Genomic DNA, 18,026 nt, shown 5'->3' with positions numbered 1-18,026 from the left:
AATATTCTTAAGTATGATAGAATTAACACAAGCTAAGTATTTAGCTCCCATATTTAGGGTAGTCATACCCCTACCCTTTGTTAATATACTGTTTCCCTAAACGGACCTGATTGATTTCAGGTCCGTTTCCCTTCTGTGCTGTCTTTCAATCTTCCAGGATCTCATGCAGAATTCTGCCATCTGTATCATGAAGCTTTGTACCCATGACATAGGCGAAAGTAGGGCCTTCGTCTACGAGGCTCATGGCAGGGATTTCCACATTTTTCCGGATTCCTTTTCCCGCTGCAAAGAAAACAGTCTGGTAGTTCTCTTTATCCGGATGGTAGCCATGGGTGGATTTTCCATGGTGTTCTTCTCCATTGGCGTCGGGGTCCAGTTTCATAAGTGCAGGTTTTTTATGGTCATCTGTGAAGAAGAATCCTCTTCTTGCTTCCAGCATGAATACCGCTTTTCTGTCCGCACCTGAAGTGATGATTTCTTCTTTTGAAAAGATTTTTTCGATGCCGAAGTCTTCACGATTTTTCAGCGTTTCAAGAATCTCCAGGATATTTCCCTTGATCTTTTCATCTTCAGGATTGCTCAGATAGATATAGCAGGAACCGTCCTGGCCATGGGCATAAACGTCATAATCGATGATTCTCTGATTCTTTGTTCGGATAAAGCCTTTGTCTTTGAATATGGAGTTGAGATGTACCGCCGTGTGAACGGAAATCTGGTCATGATCACCCAGTACAAACAGGGTGGTCTGATCGAGAATTCCTTCATCCTCCAGCATACGGTAAATCCCGCTGAGTTTCTGGTCATAGCTCAGGAGGGCTTTATTTGCCTCTGGAGAATCGTATCCGAACTTATGCCTCATGGCATCAAGCTCGACAAAATGAATCATCATGACATCAGGCCCTTTTGTTTTCATGGTGTAATGTGCGGCAGCTTCCACAAAAAGGTCAAGTTCGGGCTGATTTGTTCCGTTTCGAAGATGTCTGAAGCGCCTTTCGATGTCAATGAGATATCCGGGAGTTCCATTAGCCAGTGACACCATGACCTGGTTCTTCCAGAACTTGTTGGGGAATATTTCAGGAAGATTATAGGTGATCTCGGATTTACCGGTTACCGGCCACAGGAGTGCACAGGTGGTATATCCTTTTCTCATGGCGGCATCATAGAAAGTATCGACTTTAATTCTGTTTCTTGTCCAGTTCCAGTCCGGAATTTTCTGGTTGATCTGAAGTAGAGTATTGGAGACCACTCCATGATTTATGGGATACATCCCTGTGGATATGCTTGTATGGCAGGGATAGGTATTGCTTGGATAGACGGAGCGGACATTTGTGCAGTATGAGGCATCCCGCATCAGCCTTTTGAATCCGGGAAGCTGTTTCAGGATATCGATGTCTCTGCTGGATAGTGCGTCAAACGATACAATGAGAAAATATCTTTTTTCCATATTCTGTTGTTGGTCTGTTCCTCTTCGCAGACCAATCTACCTCCGTATAATTATTATTTAGAATATACCATATTTAGTGGGAACTGATCTGAATATTAGCTGAACAATATGGAAACAACAATCAGGAATCCTCTGCATTGACTGCATTTAAACTGTTTATTTCGGGAACATGTGGACGATGGGCTCTTTCCGGAGATACAATAAAGTAAAAGACAAGATGACGGATAGGAGAAGACATGCAGTATTTATTATTGACTCTGGCTATTGCCTTTTCTGGAGGCTATATCCTGAACAGATTTCGGATTCCCGGAGGAATGATGCTTGGAAGCGTGATAGCTGTTGCGCTTTTGAACATCAATACCACTTTTGTGGAAATTCCTGGGAGCTTCCGGTTTGTTGCACAGTGCATAGCCGGGGCGTATATCGGAATGACAGTAAGAAAAGAAGATCTCAAAAAGATGAAAAACTTCATAAAACCCACAGCGACATTGCTTTTCGGACTGTTTGTGACAAATCTCATTGTAGGAGTCATCATATACTTCATCAGTCCGATGGATCTTCTGACCTCATTTCTGAGTGCCATTCCAGGCGGAATCAGTGATACACCGCTCATCGCTTCAGATATGGGCGCTGATGCAACCAAGGTGACTGTACTTCAGTTTGTGCGCCTTGTTTCAGGCATCGCAATGGTACCTCTTCTTTTGGGGAAAAACGGATCAAAGGATGAATCTGTGGAGAGTGGGGTTTCTCTTGTGGAGAAAAAAAGACCGGTCTTCAGCAGAAATCTTATCCTTGCTGTTGCAGCTGCAGTAGTTTTCGGGTATATCGGTAAACTTTCAGGAGTGGCAGCAGGAACACTTCTTTTTGCCATGGCCGGTATCGTCATCTTGAAAATCATCGGTTTTGAAGTGACCTTTCCCATCTGGTTTAAAAGGATGGCTCAGCTGTTCTCGGGTGCTTATATCGGCAGCCATTTCGGGTATCAGGATGTCCTGGAGCTTAAGTATCTTCTTTTACCGGCAGCCGTGATTGTCGTTATCAACATCCTCGCCTGTTATATCATGGGAAATACGCTTAATAGATACCATGGAATACCCAGATCCCAGGCGATCCTGTCTTCCTCACCTGCCGGGGCTTCAGATATGGCGCTCATTGCATCGGACATCGGTGTATCCGGATCCGATGTGGCGCTGATTCAGATCTTCAGACTGGTTGGCGCAGTGGCACTGTTTCCGCAGATTTTTCTCCTCATCTCGAAACTTTTTGCATCATGAACCTGTACAGTGAGATATAATGAATAGTGATGAATTATGGGCATTTGGAACCGGGATTTACGGTATGGAGAGGGAGGAGATCAGATGACGGATTTAGGAACGAGCTGGAAAAAAGTCCTTGAAGAAGAGCTGGAGAAACCATACTTTTTGGAGCTTATGAGAAACCTTGAGCAAAAATATGAAGAGGAAATCATCTATCCCGCAAAGGAAGAGATATTCAGAGCATTTCACCTCACACCCTATGAAAAGGTCAAAGTCGTCATTCTGGGGCAGGACCCCTACCATGGCAGAGATCAGGCGGAGGGACTCGCTTTCTCGGTGAAAAGAGGACAGCGGATTCCACCGTCTCTCGTCAATATCTATAAAGAACTGGAAAGTGATGTGAAGATGAAAAGACCCGATCACGGTTCTCTGACAGCGTGGGCTGAAGAAGGTGTTCTTCTACTGAATGCAGTGCTTACGGTAAAAGAAGGTGAAGCCAATTCTCATAGAAAGACTGGATGGGAGACATTTACGGATGAAGTCATAAGGGTACTCGGGAAAAGAAAAGATCCGGTGGTCTTCATACTCTGGGGAAACCATGCCAAGGAGAAGGAAAAGCTGATACCTCTACATCATAGGATCATTTCATCCGCACATCCAAGTCCCCTGTCGGCAAACAGAGGCTTCTTCGGATCAAAACCTTTCTCGAAAGCCAACGCTTATCTAGAGGAAATGGGAAAGACTCCGGTGAGATGGGACATACTATAAGCTTTAAGACAGCAGAAAGGCTGGATTCAGATCTGAATCCAGCCTTTACCTATTTACTGACTTTTCGATGTTCTGCCTGACTTTATATCCTCAATTTCATACGGGTCAAGTTCTACCATATGTTCATATACATCCCGTGGGATAAGTAGAAGGGATGTGAGGATAAATCCACTGACCATTAGGATCAGAAAGATCAGGGTATAGGTCAGCCCTTCAGCGATTACGCTGCCCGGTGCATCTTTGAAAGGAATGTCACGGAATCTGTCCATGGACAGCAGATAGAGAAGGGTAAGGACTAAAGTTTCAACGAACAGGAGAAAAGATTTCAGTTTCATCTTTTTACCCAGTTCATCTGTAATACGGTAGGAAACACTGCCCATGTCCATAATATTCTGGCATCCTTTTTTCATGACTCCGCTAAGATCACTTTTCTCCGGGATAGTTTCTTCATCCTATGACAGCAGCGCAAACTTTCTGTCTGCGGTACGGATCAGAACGAAGTGCATGATCACGGATAGAATGGATAGAACAAGGAAACAGACCATGAATCCCGTGAAAAACGTCGGTGCCAGTTTGAATCCGAGGAACACACTAAGCGCCGTCAGACCAAATCCGAGGAACATATGGATCACTGAGTTGAAGTTCTGTTTTACAGCCTTCTGCTCGGTATCCCAGTTCAGTTTCGGCCAGAAGATGTCAAACAGCATGCCGATCTGATTCACAAGCAGTGATGCCAGTGCAACAATAATCAGTGACAGCAGGACAAATCCGATGTTCACCTGGAAGAGGAAGATCATCAGGCTATAGAGTATGACTAGTGCCATGGCCTCCACGTAAAAGGAGCTTAATATCTTCGCATAGAGCTGTGTTGCATAGGAAACAGGAATGTATTTCACGAAATAGAAGTTCTTGCCTTCTCTTGAGATGGCTGTGGAGGATATGATGTTGATGGAACCCAGGAGGAATCCGACACCCACCATACCGACGATGAGAACGCCTTCATCCACTGAACGGATAAGCGTGAGGACCTGCTCTATTTCCGCCTTATCTCCTGAACTGCCCATGAATATGGGGAACAGGATGAAAAGAGGGTAAATGAGACTGATGAGAATACAGTTCAGAAAGTAGATCGGTGTTCTGAGCAGAAGCTTGAATTCTTTCAGGGAGTAGGCGATGAGAATGTTCTTCTTCGTTGTCCCTTTTTTCATCGCTTCTTTGGTCAGTACTTTACGATCGGCTTTTGATTCCGATACGCCGATGACGCCCTTGAAGTATATGGTATTGCCGATAACATAGAAAATGCCTACAGCAAGGAGCGACAAGCCTATGAGGAGAAGGAGATAGACAAGTCCCATCAGAGTGTTATGCGCGATGAGCGCTTCTGTTGCAAAATGGCTGGTAGGGAACACCAGTGAGGTAATTCTGAATATGGGCAGGTCGGAAATGTCACTGATGATGAGATTGTTTCCCTGACTCATTCTGTTTGTCAGAAACTGTATGCCGAAGTTGAAGCCCAGGGCTACAAAGAGACTAAGGATTCCGGCAATCATATTGAACCGGTCTCTGTTCTTGAATCTGTTGCTGAACCGCATGATCACCATGGAGATGATCGAAGCCACTGCCAGCGGCAGTACCGGAATAAACAGTAGCGCCAGAACAGTATACACATAGTAGAGCACTCCGGCCGAATCGTTTATGCCGTAGATGACAAGAATCGGCAGGAAGAACACGATGATGATGAAGTATTCATAGACAAGAGACACAAGGAATTTGGACGTCAGTATCTCACCTGCACGAACGGGAAGATAAAGATAGTTATCAACGTCCTTGGAAAAATAAAATACGTTCATGACGTAGAATATGCCGAACATGAAGACCATAAGGCCTGCTGCCGGTACAACCAGTCTCAGGATGAGAGACTGCATCTCCATCATGGCCATGGCATCATAGAGCTCGGAAATCATAAATCCGAAGCTAAGACCCATGGTCACGGTCAGAAACAGTACAAATAGGAGGATTCCCCATTTGGATTTAAAGAAGGATTTCTTTTTTGTGCTTCTGCTGGTGATGTTGCTCAATGTCTCATCATTCTTGAACATGGCTTTAGTGAGAATGAATATGTTACTCTTCATCACTTGTCATCTCCAGGAAGATTTTTTCCAGACCTTCATTTTCACTGACCAGTGCTCTGAGCTCGGACATGGTCCCGCAAAACATAAGTTTACCTTTATTGATGATACCCACACGGTCACATACTTTTTCTGCGACTTCCAGAACATGGGTGGAGAAAAAGACGACATTACCTTTATTCGCATGTTCTCTCATCATTTCTTTGAGATAGAAGGAAGATTTCGGATCAAGTCCGGTCATCGGTTCGTCCAGTATCCAGAGAGATGGGTCATGAATGAGTGCACCCATCAGGATGATTTTCTGTCTCATACCATGTGAATAACTGGAAATATAGTCACCCAGGGCATTCTCCATATCGAAACGTTTTGCCAGATCATTTATCCTGTCCTGTCTCAGAGCGCTTTCGACATTGTAGATGTCTCCCATAAAGTTGAGATACTCAAGACCCTTAAGTCTCAGAAAGATATCTGGACTGTCAGGAACAAATCCGAACTGTCTCTTGTATTCCAGAGGATTCTGATCGATGGAGATATCATTCACGATGATCTCTCCCTGATCCGGGCTCGTAATTCCGGTAAGCATTTTTATGGTCGTGGTTTTACCGGCTCCGTTTGGTCCAAGAAACCCGAAGATCTCGCCTGGTTTCAGATCCAAAGTCAGATTATCCACAGCCTTGAGTTTTCCGCCATAAACTTTTGTGACGTTCTTTATACTGATCATTTGTTTATTTTCGGCAGGAGGGTATTTTTCCTGCCAACCTCCGTTTTTATTTTCCCTGCGTTTAAAGGACCGCTCAACGGGAAGATCGACCGGTCTTAGGTATTCCTGTTTAAAATATAACAAAAGCTACTCTTATAGTAAAGTTAAATGATATGGTTATAAGAATTCATCTGGCCGGTGACCGGTATTTTATCAGTCATCTGATGAAAAAAACGGGAAGCCTTCCGCTTCCCACTGATTATGCCTGATTTTTTTCCTTCAGAATATCTCTGATTTCTGCAAGCAGCACTTCTTCTTTTGTTGCAATCGGCAGAATTTCAGCTCTGACTTCCTCTTTCTTCTTGAATCTTGCCAGAAACCGGATCATGATGAACACAGCCATAGCCACAATCAGAAAGTCGATGACTGCCTGAATGAAAAGACCGATCATGATGGGCGCTTCGTTGATTGTAACTGTGAGTGCTGAAAAATCCGGAACAGAAAAAATCGCACCGATAACTGGCATGATCAGATCATTGACAAGGGATGTCACGATTTTTCCGAAAGCGCCTCCGATAATTACGGCTACAGCAAGATCAACGATGTTTCCTTTTATGGCAAATGCTTTAAAATCATTCAAAAATTTCTTCAATGTTTTCACCTCCTCGAACCCTATTATGATATCACATCTGGAAAAACCAATAAACGGCTGGAACACTTTTCGTGTGAATTCTCATAAGAGAATATCATCGAGATATTCTCTCCCGAAACCCTGACTTTCCTGTGTTTTTCGAAAATGTAAAATGAGTCTCAGGTATGTTATACTGTAATATAGAACAAATTTATTATGATCATAACAGAGGTTGGTTTTAATCGTATTTTATGAAAAGCAACCTATAATGAATTGTAGATAAAATGAGAAAGTAGGTTTCGTTATGGCAGAGAAATCAAATGATAAGTTCCGTTATGTCATCAGAGAGTGGGTCGTTCCGATACTGACCGCACTGATTCTGGCCTGGCTCATCAACACTTTTCTGGTATTTCGTATCGAGGTGCCGACTGGTTCGATGATTCCGACCATCAACAAAAACGACAAGATTTTTGTTCTGAAATCTTATGACAAGGATAATTTCGAGCGAGGGGATATTCTGGTCTTCAATTCAGAAGAGCTGGATAATATGCTCCTCATCAAAAGGCTCATAGGACTTCCAGGGGACCATGTGGAGCTCTTGAACGGTGAGCTTTACATCAACGGTGAAATCGTGGAAGAGCCCTATGTGGTGAATAATTCGGACTTCAGCGCGACATTCGACGTACCTGAAGACCATCTGCTTTTCATGGGGGACAACCGTGAAACCTCAAATGACGCGAGATACTGGGCACAGCCCTACATCAGCAAGGATGAAGTCATCGGTAAAGGCGGATTCAGGATATTTCCTTTAAACAATATCGGATTTTTGAAATAAGAGAAATAAGACAGGCGGAGCAGTCCGCAATTTGGAGGGTATTACATGGAAATCAATCAGATCATAGAAAAAAATAAAGAAAAACTGATTAATGACGTACTTAAACTGGTTTCTTTTGAATCAGTGAAGGATACCGCAAAGGAAGGGAAGCCTGCCGGAGAGAAAGTGCATGCCGCTCTTGAAGAAGCTCTTGCCATGGGAAAAGCCTACGGGTTTAAGACCATGAATGTGGATGGACATGCAGGCGTCATCGAATACGGTGAGGGTGAAGACTATGTTGCTGTACTTGGTCATCTGGACGTCGTTCCCGTGGGAGAAGGCTGGACAAAAAATCCTCATGGTGAGGTATCTGGTGACAGAATCTACGGTAGAGGCACTATGGATGATAAGGGACCGATGGTTTCCGCACTTCACGGACTTGTTGCCATCAAAGAATCAGGCATAGAGCTCAGTCATAGAATCCGGCTGATCTTCGGTACCAGTGAAGAAACAGGTGGACCGGATATCGAAAACTATCTGAAGAAAGAAAAACAGCCCATATCAGGATTTACACCTGATGCGGATTTTCCGGCAATCAATGCGGAAATGGGTATACTTGTCATAAAGCTGTCAAAGGAACTTAAGGGAAGGGAACTCCTTGCTCTTGAGGGCGGGCAGGCAGTCAACATGGTGCCTGACAGAACAGTGGTGAGATTCATCGAAAACGCAGAGGAAAAGGAGCTGAGCTATAAAGGGGTTTCTGCCCATGGAAGCACTCCACACAAGGGAGAAAATGCCATTTCCATGATGCTTCATGATCTTAAAAGCAAGTCCTTCGACAAGGAGCTTAAGGACACTTTAAGTGTGCTGGACTATAATCTTGCAATGGATTTGGACGGACATAATATGGGGATCGATCTTCATGATGATGCCTCAGGAAAACTTGTCCTCAACCTGGGAAAAATCAGACTTGAAAATGAAAATCTCGAAACATACATCAATATCAGGTATCCTGTGACCTTCAAGCAAGAAGATGTCACAGAAAAGATCAGAACCATATTCGAAGGTGAAGGCTTCACTTTCGAAATGATGGCGCACGATGGACCACTTTATTATCCGAAAGATGCGGCTTTTATTAAAAAGCTCATGGATGTCTATGCGAAAGAGACAGGAGATCATAGTGAACCCCTTGCCATCGGCGGTGGAACCTATGCAAAGATGATGAAGAATATCGTTGCCTTCGGACCGCTCCTGCCTGGAAGAGAAGATACCCTCCATCAGCTGGATGAGTATGTCCTCATTGAAGATCTGATGACCTGTGCAAGAATATATGCCAATGCCATGATTGAATTGGCAAAATAGGGGGCAATGAATGAACAGTAACAACAACAAGCCGGGAAAAAATAAGAATATAAAATTCTATATCATATATTTTCTCAGCATTCTTATCATGGTGACCGTATTCAATTACTTCGCCAATGATATCAGAAATCAGAAACAGACCTACAATGAATTCTATACCGCCGTGACAGACGGCAGGGTTAAATCCATCAAGCTTGATGAATCTCAGAGAAAATTCGAGTATACCATGGTTGAAGGTGATGAACTTTCAGGATTTACCCTCTATACAGGACAGATCAGCAATGATGAGGAAATCACAAAGCTGATCCTTGAAAAGAACATTCCATTTGAAGTGGCAACCGTGCAGGTGGCTAATCCCATCATGACGATTCTTTTGTCATGGATTCTGCCCCTTGGACTTCTGCTCTTTTTAGGAAACTATATCCTGAAGAGCATGGACAAGCGTGGTGGTGGAATGATGTCCCTCGGAAAAAGTACAGCAAAACTTTATGAGAGTGATACAGGCGTCACGTTCAAGGATGTGGCAGGTCAGGAAGAAGCAAAGGAGTCGCTCATTGAAATCGTGGACTTCCTGCACAATCCGAAGAAGTATGTCTCCATCGGAGCAAAGCTTCCTAAGGGTGCACTGCTTGTAGGACCTCCAGGTACCGGTAAGACACTCCTTGCCAAGGCAGTTGCAGGTGAGGCCAAAGTGCCTTTCTTCTCCTTATCCGGATCGGCATTTGTCGAGATGTTCGTGGGTATGGGTGCTGCAAGAGTCAGAGATCTTTTCAAAGAAGCCATGGCAAAAGCCCCTTGCATCATTTTTATCGATGAGATCGACGCCATCGGTAAATCTAGAGAAACCGGCGGATACGGCGGTAACGATGAAAGAGAACAGACACTGAATCAGCTTCTGGCTGAAATGGACGGATTCGATTCTTCCAAAGGTATCGTTCTTCTTGCGGCAACGAACAGACCTGAAGTTCTTGATAAGGCGCTTTTAAGACCAGGAAGATTCGACAGAAGAATCATCGTCGATGCCCCTGATCTTAAGGGCAGAGAAGCGATACTTAAGGTTCACAGCAAGGATGTCAAGATGGGAGACGATGTCAATCTTCTTGAAATCGCCAAAGGAACCCCAGGTGCAGTAGGTGCGGATCTTGCCAACATGATCAATGAAGCGGCGCTTCGTGCAGTCAAAAACGGAAGAGCTTTCGTCATGCAGGAAGATCTGCAGGAGTCCATTGAAGTGGTCATTGCAGGTCAGCAGAAGAAAGACAGAATCATGTCCCCTAAAGAAAAGAGAATCGTCGCTTTCCATGAAATCGGTCATGCGCTTGTTGCGGCAATGCAGAAGAACACTGATCCTGTCATGAAGATCACCATCATTCCAAGAACCATGGGATCCTTGGGGTATACCATGCAGGTGCCGGAAGATGACAAGTATCTCATGAGCAAAGACGAAATGCTTACGGAAATCGCCATACTCTTCGGTGGACGTGCAGCAGAAGAAGTGGAATTTGATTCCATAACAACCGGAGCATCCAACGATATAGAAAGAGCGACCAATATGGCCAGAAGAATGGTCACACTCTACGGAATGAGCGAAAGCTTCGATATGATGGCTGCTGAATCCGTGAGAAACCAGTATCTGGACGGTAGAACTGTACTTTCAGTGAGTGATCGTACAGCGGCAAAGGTGGATGAAGAGACCCTGAACATCATCAAGAGCTGTCATAAGAAGGCCATCGGCATTCTTGAAGAACATAAGGTGCTCATGAGAGAACTTGCCGAGATTCTTCTCGACAAGGAAACCATAACGGGAACCGAATTCATGCATGTGGTACGCCAGTATATGGGTGAAGACTTCGGTCTTTCAAGAGCGGAGAAGAAATCCCGCGAAGACGCACTGGAAGCGGAAAAAGCAAATGATGAAGCGGAAATCGTCCATGTGGAAGAAGAACCTTCAGCAGCAGATTTTATCCAAGAAGAAAACAGAACAGCAGAACCTGAAAGAGAAGAAGCTGAAACTGAAACGGAAGAGTCTGAAACTGTTTCTGATGACGATGGAGATGAAGATAGAACGATATAAGTGTATAGCCGTGATCCCATGGATTACGGCTATGCCTTTGGAGGAATAAATGAAAGAATTCAATTTAGATCTAGCTCCTGATGAGCTTAAGAAAGAGAAAGAGTATCTTGCCCGTGTCATGGATCTGATCATGGAAGATATCCTTAAAAACACTGATAAGAAGAAAACAGTCTATGATGAGATTGTGGAATACAGAAAGAATATCCTGGATGAGTACCGTTCGGATGAAGACAAGCAGATCGACTTTTTTGATCATAACCGCTTCATCCAGGAAGAGTCCTTCAAAGCTGTAGAGAAAAGGCTTCTGGAGCTTACTGAGCTTCATAGTACCCCGTATTTCGGGAAAGTGGAATTTTCAGAAGAGGGTGAGGACAAGGAAGAAATCTATATCGGAAAGTACGGCCTTGTGGACGAAGAAAACTATGATCCTCTTGTCATCGACTGGAGAGCGCCCATCGCATCCCTTTTCTATAAAGGAACAGTCGGAAGAGACAAGTACAAGGCACCCATGGGAGACATCGATGTGGACATCAGTCTTAGAAGACAGTTTCTCATTAAGGACGGCATCATAAGAGGTGTATTTGATACGGAGACCGATGTCAGGGATGAAATCCTCTTGGAAGTTCTTTCTTCCAATGCCGGAAAGAAACTGAAGGACATCATCATGACCATTCAGGAAGAACAGGACAGGATTATCCGAGAGAAAAGGGAAGGGGTACTTGTGGTCAACGGCGTCGCAGGAAGCGGAAAGACCACCATCGCTCTTCATCGTACAGCCTATCTTCTCTACAACTACCGTGCACTGCTTGAAAACAAGGTGCTGATTCTTGGTCCGAACAACATGTTCATGGACTACATTTCGCAGGTGCTTCCTTCACTGGGTGAGGGCGGGGTGCATCAGGATACCTTCAAGGACCTTGCACTGAAACTGCTTAATTTCGACAGACCGGTCTTTATGGGTGAAGACTATACAGAAGCGCTCCTTGGCGGAGACGAAGAACTTGTTCTCGATGCCAGGAAAAAGAGAAGCCATGAGTTCAAGGAAGTTCTGGACCTGAAAATCGAAGAAACGGAAAAGAGCTACTATGAATATAAGGATATCGAGTTTCTGGGCAGATCCATACTGACAAAGGCTGAAATGGAAAAGATGCTGCTTGTGGACTTTAAATATATGCCGTTTTTCAAACGTGCGAAAAGGCTGAAGAGAATCCTTGTGAAGAGACTGAAAGAAGTCAGAGACGAGAAGCGCTTTGCCATTGATAAAAAATATGATGAGATGCTTTCGAAAATGTCCAAGGAAGACTACAACATGGTCAGAAGCATGAGAAAATCTGAAATCAGAGAACTCGTGAAACTGGTCTCCTTAAAGAGAGAAGAGTTCCGAGAACTATCTGAAGGGGATTATCTTAGAGGCTATGAGGAGCTTAAGAGCTTCGCTTTCTATACAGAGGCGGATATCGCACCTATGCTTTATTTCAAGCATAAACTCCATGGACTGAAGCTGCCGTTCCAGGTGAATCATCTGGTCCTTGACGAGGCTCAGGAGTATTCCCTGATTCATTATGAAACACTGAAAGACATCACAGGCTGCAGTTCCTTTACTGTAGTGGGAGACACCAATCAGATGATTCTCGAGGGTGAAAGTGCAATGTATGATCTGAAATCTGTTTTCAGAGAGGTCAGGCATTATGACCTCAAGAAAAGCTACAGATCGACCTTTGAAATCATGGACTTTGCCAACCGCTTCCTGGGCAGTGAAAAGATCGTTCCCCTGGTCAGAAACGGAAGTCCTGTCGAAGAGCATAAAGACATCACACTTGAGGAGACTCTGGATATTATTGTCTCAAAAGTGGAGGAATATAAGAACCGAGACCTTGACAGCATCGGTATCCTGACCAGAGACATGAATACCACAAAAGAGCTGTATCAGCTGCTGAAGAAGAAGATCAACGTTAAGCTCATCGACAGTGAAGATGCACTTCTTAAGGGTGATCTCTACATCATGCCTTCCTACTTTGCAAAAGGTCTGGAATTTGATGGTGTCATCATGGCGGAAAAAGCGGGAGAAGAAGGACAGGACCTTATCCGCTACATCATGGCCACAAGAGCCCTTCACAGGCTTACAAGAGTCACCTACATAGACTCCATGGTCTATTAGAAAGAAAAGAAGAAACAGAAAGAGCAGGTTATTTCAGGATCCTTTATCGGTCCCAGAATAACCTGCTCTGTTTTATTTGATTTATAATATGGCTACATCTAGATCCACAGTAATCATGATCCTCGCGGTCTTGAAACGGCTGCGAAGTCTTCGTTCAAGTTCTTTCTTGATGTCCGCTCTGTCTTTTTCGGTGGTTTTTCTGCTGTCTACGACAACTTCCAGAATGATCAGTTCATCCTCACTGTGTCCGGTATATCTGAAGTCGTGGAAGGAGAGGATATGCTCTATGCCCAATGCGATTTCTCCTACAGTCTTTTTGACTTCAAGGTATCTCTCGTCTGTGTTGTTTATGGGATCCATGTGGATCACAAGACTGATATTGAGATCTTCCCTTATATGTCTCTCGATTTTGTCGATGAGATTGTGGAGCTCCACAAGGTTCATATCATGAGGAACTTCCACATCGATGGTCGCCATGGTCTTGGCTGGACCGTAGTTATGGATCTGAAGATCATGGACACCAAATATGTTCTCGTAGGACAGGATCTTTTTCTTGATCTTGTCCGCCAGTTCCTTTTCCGGTTTCTCACCCAGAATGGGATTTATGGTTTCAAGGGAAAGCCTTAAGCCGGAAAATATGATGTATATGGCGATCAGGACTCCGACAAAGCCGTCCACAGGAAGTGTGGTGTATTGACTCATGATGAGTCCCAGAATCACCACAGAGGTGGTCAGAACGTCACCGATGGCATCCTGTGCGGTGGCAAGGAGGGTGCTTGATTCGATCTTTCTCCCGAGTTTCTTGTTGAAAGCATAGATGAGGAGCTTGAAACTGAGTGAAAGGATCAGGATGACTATGATAAGAGGACTTGAAGTTACCGGTTCCGGAGAAAGGATCTTTTTGAAGGAAGATACGACAAACTGATAACCCACAACGATAACAAGTACCGATATGGTCAGTCCTGTAAGATACTCGATCCTTCCGTGGCCGTAAGGATGTTCTTTGTCCGGTTCCTTATTGGCCAGCTTAAAGCCGATGATGGTGATGACGGATGAGGCCGTATCAGTCAGGTTGTTGAAGGCATCGGCAATCAGCGCGATACTCCCTGTAGTCAGTCCAAGGATTCCTTTAATGAGAAACAGAATAAAATTGAGACAGATGCCAAGGGTCCCCGAGATCTTTCCGATTCTTTCTCTTTCTTTTGCCTTACGCAGATCTCTGCCTGCGACGATTTTATCGATTAGTCTCATGATCACGATGATTTCCTCACTTTACAAGTTACTGACCTAATGAATTTTAGAACTTATTATAACACAATTCATCAAATTTGAGAGACTGTTCTTTCGCCTTTTTCAATCTCCTGAAGTGATGGTCATCAGAAAATGACAGTAAATTGCAAAATCCTTCCTTTTAGGATGTTCGCTGCCCATAATTGCATGATAGAATAGAGATAACGTTGAAATTTTGGAGGAGAAAAAATGGAAGAAAAAAAGCTTGCTCTGGAACTGATAGATTTTCTTCATGAATCCTCTACAGCCTTTCAGGCAGTAGAAGTGATGAAGAAGGACCTGATTTCATCAGGATATCAGGAAATAGAGGGTGAAAAGAAATGGACGCTTAAGGAAGGGGATCGTGTATTCTACACAAAGAACGGTTCGTCCTTATTTGTGGTACAGATCGGTGAGAATCCACTGGAAGGCGGATTCAAAATGGCTGGAGCACATACCGATTCTCCAGCATTCAGAATCAAGCCTGATGCGGAAATCGTGCAGGACGGATTCCTGAAACTGAACGTGGAAACCTATGGCGGACCGATTCTGTCCACATGGTTTGATCGTCCGCTGTCCCTTGCGGGAAGAGTAATGGTCAAAGGTGATCATATTCTTAAGCCAAAATCAGTCATGGTTGATTTCAGGAAGCCTGTTCTATATATTCCGTCACTTGCCATTCATATGAACAGAAAAGTCAATGAAGGCGTGGAGATCAATAAGCAGAAGCATGTCCTTCCTGTCATGATGATGGTGGAGAAGGATTTCGAAAAGAAGGGATTCCTGAAGAAGATGGTTGCAGAACATCTGGGAGAAGAAGTGGAGTCCATACTTGATTTTGATCTGTTTGTCTACGAAGCGGAAAAAGGAAGCCTCTGCGGCTTCAATGAAGAGTTCATCTCGTCCAAGAGACAGGATAACCTGTCCATGACACACAGCATACTGACTGCAGTCAAGAAAGCGGAAGCTTTCTCTGGAATCAATATCGCCGCATTTTTTGACAATGAAGAATGTGGAAGCGCATCAAAGCAGGGTGCAGATTCAACACTTCTAAGAGATCTTATGGAAAGAGTGTACTATGCACTGGGCGGAAGCAGAGAAGAGTTCCTGAAGAGCCTTGAAAGCTCATTCATGATTTCAGCTGACCTTGCCCATAGTGTGCATCCGAACTACAATGACATGCACGATCCGACAAACAGACCGATCATCAATAAAGGACCGGTCATCAAGATATCCGCCAATCAGAGATATACTTCCGATGCGGACAGCATGAGTGTCTTTACGGAGCTCTGTGAAAAAGCCCAGGTGCCTTATCAGTACTTCGTCAACAGAAGTGATCTTGCCGGTGGAAGCACCATCGGACCTATCGGATCCACACATCTCCCCATCAGAACGCTGGATATCGGAAATGCGATACTCGGTATGCATTCTGTCAGAGAACTGGGTGGAGTCAAGGATCATCTTTACCTGACCAAGGCGATGGAAGTTTATTTTAACTTAAAATAAATCATATTGTATTCGTTTTGTCACAGGTCCTGAGGTGAAATACTATAAAATTCTAAATAGAGTTATACGTAGAGGTGAATGAGTTTGAAAATAATGAGAAAAATTTCCATGATCACAATCATAGCAGGGCTTACTGTCGCAATATCGGGCTGCAGCTATTTTGGGCTGACTCCGGATATTTCTGAATATGTCGATCCGGCACAGGACTCCGTGCAGGATAATGAAGAGCTCGCGTCTTATATTGAAGAGGTTAAACCAGTACTTGAAGCATACTATACTGACGGAAGAACATTAAGCAGCATAGGCGTCAAGGGAAATGAAGTCAATGTAGAGATTGATCTTGGCGACAGTTCAGATCCCTATGACGATTTCGAAAAGCTTATGGTCTACGAGACCACAAGAGTGACCCACAGTATCTTAAACTACAGGGATAATCCTTCCATCAGCGAGATATACAGAATCAATCTCAATTTCACCGGCAGGAAGACTGTAACTCTTTATGGAGCACAGGCTGTGGAAAGTGAAGGAACTCGTGATTTCGATGCACAGACCATCCTTGATGCAGTAAAGAGAAAATAAGTCATTTCAGCTTAATAAATGATCAGAAAAGATTCAGCCATGGGGCAGGGTGACCTGCATACCATGGCTGAATCTTTTAAATTCCGAGTCTTTTTTAACCCACTCTGTTTTCCTGAAGTCTCTCAAAGGCTTCCTCAGCTTTTCGATGCTTCTGTCCGTATTTTCTGTAAAGCTCCGCTTTTTCTTTCAGTCGGATTCTTGCATCCCGTGAGGGATTTTCGGCGATGTAGTTCTTGCAGGCAACGCTGCAGAAACCTTCATGTTCCTTCTCGCACGCTTCACAGGAGATATGCTGGAGATGGCAGTCATCATTGGTGCAGTTGATGTAGCGGTCGGTTTTTACGCCGCAGTGTACACAGTGGGAGACGATAACATCTTCTTCCTGATTGATTTTCACGGAAATCCTGTCGTCGAAGACATAGCACTTGCCGTCCCAGAGTTTTCCTTTTGTCTCTTCGTCCTGACCATAGGTCACAATTCCGCCTTCAAGGTGATAGACATCCTTGAAGCCCTGATTGAGAAGAACACCGGTGAGTTTTTCGCACCGGATACCTCCGGTGCAGTAGGCGATGACTTTCTTGTCCTTATGCTCAGACAGGTTTTCTTCGATCCACTTCGGAAATTCCTTGAAATTTGTGATGTCGGGTCTCACGGCGCCTCTGAAATGTCCGATGTCGTACTCATATCCGTTTCTGCCGTCAAGGATGATGACGTCGTCTCTTTGAAGCATATCATACCATTCCTTAGGCTTGAGATATGTACCGACTTTTTCATTGGGATCCACATCGTCATCCTCGTTTAAGGTGATGATGCTCTCTCTTGCTTTGACATAGAGCTTTCTGAAGGCATTTTGCTCTTCTACATGAATCTTGAAGACCATATCTTTGAAACGTTCATCGCTTTTCATATGGTCCATATAAGCCTGTGTCGCTTCAAAAGTTCCGGATAAGGTGCCGTTTATTCCTTCTTCAGCCACAAGTATTCTTCCTTTAAGACCCAGTTCTCTGCAGAAAGCCTTGTGCTCATCAGCATAATGGACTGGGTCATCAATTGATGTAAATTTATAATATAGCAGTACACGATAGTTCATTTTACTCATCTTCTTTTCTCCGTTTTTATGATGTGATAAAGTATACCGCATAAATTAAATTTTGTAAATTGCCATAGGATGCAATTTATATTGACAGAAATATTCAGAAGGTCGGTCTTAGAGTGACATTTTGAGCAAAGCTGTAAATGAAAAGAAAAACCACAGGCAAGGATCCCGGTTATCTGATAAACCGAATCCTTGCCTGCTAAAGATTTTATAGAAAATGTGAACTCTGTCCGGCTACGC

Annotated in this window: 15 protein-coding genes; 8 read left to right on the top strand and 7 right to left on the bottom strand. The window is 44.0% G+C overall.

Annotated features, from left to right (window positions below):
- Window positions 1-145: 145 nt before the first annotated feature.
- Window positions 146-1,444 (bottom strand): ectonucleotide pyrophosphatase/phosphodiesterase, encoded by a 1,299-nt coding sequence (locus RTX25_RS04275; protein ID WP_312650864.1) that lies wholly within the window; start codon window positions 1,442-1,444, stop codon window positions 146-148.
- A 236-nt stretch (window positions 1,445-1,680) separates the two neighbouring features.
- Here RTX25_RS04275 and RTX25_RS04270 point away from each other — a divergent pair, with 236 nt between their 5' ends.
- Both RTX25_RS04270 and RTX25_RS04265 read left to right on the top strand, forming a co-directional pair.
- Window positions 1,681-2,718: an AbrB family transcriptional regulator gene (locus RTX25_RS04270; protein WP_312650862.1), complete on the top strand. Its 1,038-nt coding sequence runs from the start codon at window positions 1,681-1,683 to the stop codon at window positions 2,716-2,718.
- An 84-nt stretch (window positions 2,719-2,802) separates the two neighbouring features.
- Window positions 2,803-3,468 (top strand): uracil-DNA glycosylase, encoded by a 666-nt coding sequence (locus RTX25_RS04265; RefSeq protein WP_312650860.1) that lies wholly within the window; start codon window positions 2,803-2,805, stop codon window positions 3,466-3,468.
- A 53-nt stretch (window positions 3,469-3,521) separates the two neighbouring features.
- Here the strand turns inward: RTX25_RS04265 and RTX25_RS04260 are convergent, their stop codons facing one another.
- The 4 genes from RTX25_RS04260 to mscL all read right to left on the bottom strand — a co-directional run bounded on the left by RTX25_RS04260 (window position 3,522) and on the right by mscL (window position 6,949).
- The gene (locus tag RTX25_RS04260) at window positions 3,522-3,878 is read right to left on the bottom strand and encodes a hypothetical protein (protein ID WP_312650858.1); all 357 of its coding nucleotides are present in this window, start codon (window positions 3,876-3,878) and stop codon (window positions 3,522-3,524) included.
- Window positions 3,879-3,920: 42 nt separating this feature from the next.
- Complete coding sequence (locus RTX25_RS04255) at window positions 3,921-5,600, bottom strand: putative ABC transporter permease subunit (RefSeq protein ID WP_312650856.1); 1,680 nt, start codon at window positions 5,598-5,600, stop codon at window positions 3,921-3,923.
- Entirely contained in the window at window positions 5,590-6,318 is a 729-nt protein-coding gene (locus tag RTX25_RS04250) for an ABC transporter ATP-binding protein (RefSeq protein ID WP_312650853.1), read from the bottom strand. The genes RTX25_RS04255 and RTX25_RS04250 overlap by 11 nt, the downstream gene beginning before the upstream one ends.
- Before the next feature lie 238 nt (window positions 6,319-6,556).
- The gene (mscL, locus tag RTX25_RS04245) at window positions 6,557-6,949 is read right to left on the bottom strand and encodes a large-conductance mechanosensitive channel protein MscL (RefSeq protein ID WP_397428516.1); all 393 of its coding nucleotides are present in this window, start codon (window positions 6,947-6,949) and stop codon (window positions 6,557-6,559) included.
- A gap of 283 nt (window positions 6,950-7,232) precedes the next feature.
- Between mscL and lepB the strand changes: the two genes are divergently transcribed.
- From lepB to RTX25_RS04225, 4 genes are read left to right on the top strand one after another with little or no spacing between them, the layout of a single operon-like run.
- Window positions 7,233-7,763: a signal peptidase I gene (gene lepB / locus RTX25_RS04240; RefSeq protein ID WP_312650848.1), complete on the top strand. Its 531-nt coding sequence runs from the start codon at window positions 7,233-7,235 to the stop codon at window positions 7,761-7,763.
- Between the two features lie 45 nt (window positions 7,764-7,808).
- On the top strand, window positions 7,809-9,104 hold the full coding sequence (locus tag RTX25_RS04235) for a Sapep family Mn(2+)-dependent dipeptidase (protein ID WP_312650845.1): 1,296 nt from the start codon (window positions 7,809-7,811) through the stop codon (window positions 9,102-9,104).
- 10 nt (window positions 9,105-9,114) lie between these two features.
- On the top strand, window positions 9,115-11,178 hold the full coding sequence (gene ftsH, locus RTX25_RS04230) for an ATP-dependent zinc metalloprotease FtsH (RefSeq protein WP_312650843.1): 2,064 nt from the start codon (window positions 9,115-9,117) through the stop codon (window positions 11,176-11,178).
- Between the two features lie 49 nt (window positions 11,179-11,227).
- Complete coding sequence (locus RTX25_RS04225; RefSeq protein WP_312650841.1) at window positions 11,228-13,336, top strand: UvrD-helicase domain-containing protein; 2,109 nt, start codon at window positions 11,228-11,230, stop codon at window positions 13,334-13,336.
- Window positions 13,337-13,417: 81 nt separating this feature from the next.
- On the opposite strand, the gene RTX25_RS04220 is transcribed toward RTX25_RS04225, so the two are convergent.
- A complete protein-coding gene (locus RTX25_RS04220; protein ID WP_312650977.1) occupies window positions 13,418-14,587 on the bottom strand; it encodes a cation diffusion facilitator family transporter in 1,170 nt (389 codons plus the stop codon).
- A gap of 228 nt (window positions 14,588-14,815) precedes the next feature.
- Here RTX25_RS04220 and RTX25_RS04215 point away from each other — a divergent pair, with 228 nt between their 5' ends.
- Window positions 14,816-16,111 (top strand): M18 family aminopeptidase, encoded by a 1,296-nt coding sequence (locus RTX25_RS04215; protein WP_312650839.1) that lies wholly within the window; start codon window positions 14,816-14,818, stop codon window positions 16,109-16,111.
- Between the two features lie 84 nt (window positions 16,112-16,195).
- Complete coding sequence (locus tag RTX25_RS04210; protein ID WP_312650837.1) at window positions 16,196-16,690, top strand: hypothetical protein; 495 nt, start codon at window positions 16,196-16,198, stop codon at window positions 16,688-16,690.
- 94 nt (window positions 16,691-16,784) lie between these two features.
- Here the strand turns inward: RTX25_RS04210 and RTX25_RS04205 are convergent, their stop codons facing one another.
- The gene (locus RTX25_RS04205; RefSeq protein WP_312650835.1) at window positions 16,785-17,789 is read right to left on the bottom strand and encodes a rhodanese-related sulfurtransferase; all 1,005 of its coding nucleotides are present in this window, start codon (window positions 17,787-17,789) and stop codon (window positions 16,785-16,787) included.
- Window positions 17,790-18,026 lie beyond the last annotated feature (237 nt).

The sequence above is a fragment of the Proteiniclasticum sp. genome (genome assembly GCF_032054185.1).
GTDB lineage: Bacteria > Bacillota > Clostridia > Clostridiales > Clostridiaceae > Proteiniclasticum.
Note: the sequence above shows the minus strand (reverse complement) of the source record. Positions and strands in the feature narration are given on the sequence as shown.

Excerpts from the sequence above, each read along its gene's own strand:
- RTX25_RS04270 (WP_312650862.1), top strand. The coding sequence starts at position 1,681 with ATGCAGTATTTATTATTGACTCTGGCTATTGCCTTTTCTGGAGGCTAT.
- RTX25_RS04265 (WP_312650860.1), top strand. The coding sequence starts at position 2,803 with ATGACGGATTTAGGAACGAGCTGGAAAAAAGTCCTTGAAGAAGAGCTG.
- RTX25_RS04250 (WP_312650853.1), bottom strand. The coding sequence starts at position 6,318 with ATGATCAGTATAAAGAACGTCACAAAAGTTTATGGCGGAAAACTCAAG.
- RTX25_RS04260 (WP_312650858.1), bottom strand. The coding sequence starts at position 3,878 with ATGAAAAAAGGATGCCAGAATATTATGGACATGGGCAGTGTTTCCTAC.
- RTX25_RS04225 (WP_312650841.1), top strand. The coding sequence starts at position 11,228 with ATGAAAGAATTCAATTTAGATCTAGCTCCTGATGAGCTTAAGAAAGAG.
- RTX25_RS04235 (WP_312650845.1), top strand. The coding sequence starts at position 7,809 with ATGGAAATCAATCAGATCATAGAAAAAAATAAAGAAAAACTGATTAAT.
- lepB (WP_312650848.1), top strand. The coding sequence starts at position 7,233 with ATGGCAGAGAAATCAAATGATAAGTTCCGTTATGTCATCAGAGAGTGG.
- ftsH (WP_312650843.1), top strand. The coding sequence starts at position 9,115 with ATGAACAGTAACAACAACAAGCCGGGAAAAAATAAGAATATAAAATTC.
- RTX25_RS04205 (WP_312650835.1), bottom strand. The coding sequence starts at position 17,789 with ATGAGTAAAATGAACTATCGTGTACTGCTATATTATAAATTTACATCA.
- RTX25_RS04255 (WP_312650856.1), bottom strand. The coding sequence starts at position 5,600 with ATGAAGAGTAACATATTCATTCTCACTAAAGCCATGTTCAAGAATGAT.
- RTX25_RS04275 (WP_312650864.1), bottom strand. The coding sequence starts at position 1,444 with ATGGAAAAAAGATATTTTCTCATTGTATCGTTTGACGCACTATCCAGC.
- RTX25_RS04220 (WP_312650977.1), bottom strand. The coding sequence starts at position 14,587 with ATGAGACTAATCGATAAAATCGTCGCAGGCAGAGATCTGCGTAAGGCA.
- RTX25_RS04215 (WP_312650839.1), top strand. The coding sequence starts at position 14,816 with ATGGAAGAAAAAAAGCTTGCTCTGGAACTGATAGATTTTCTTCATGAA.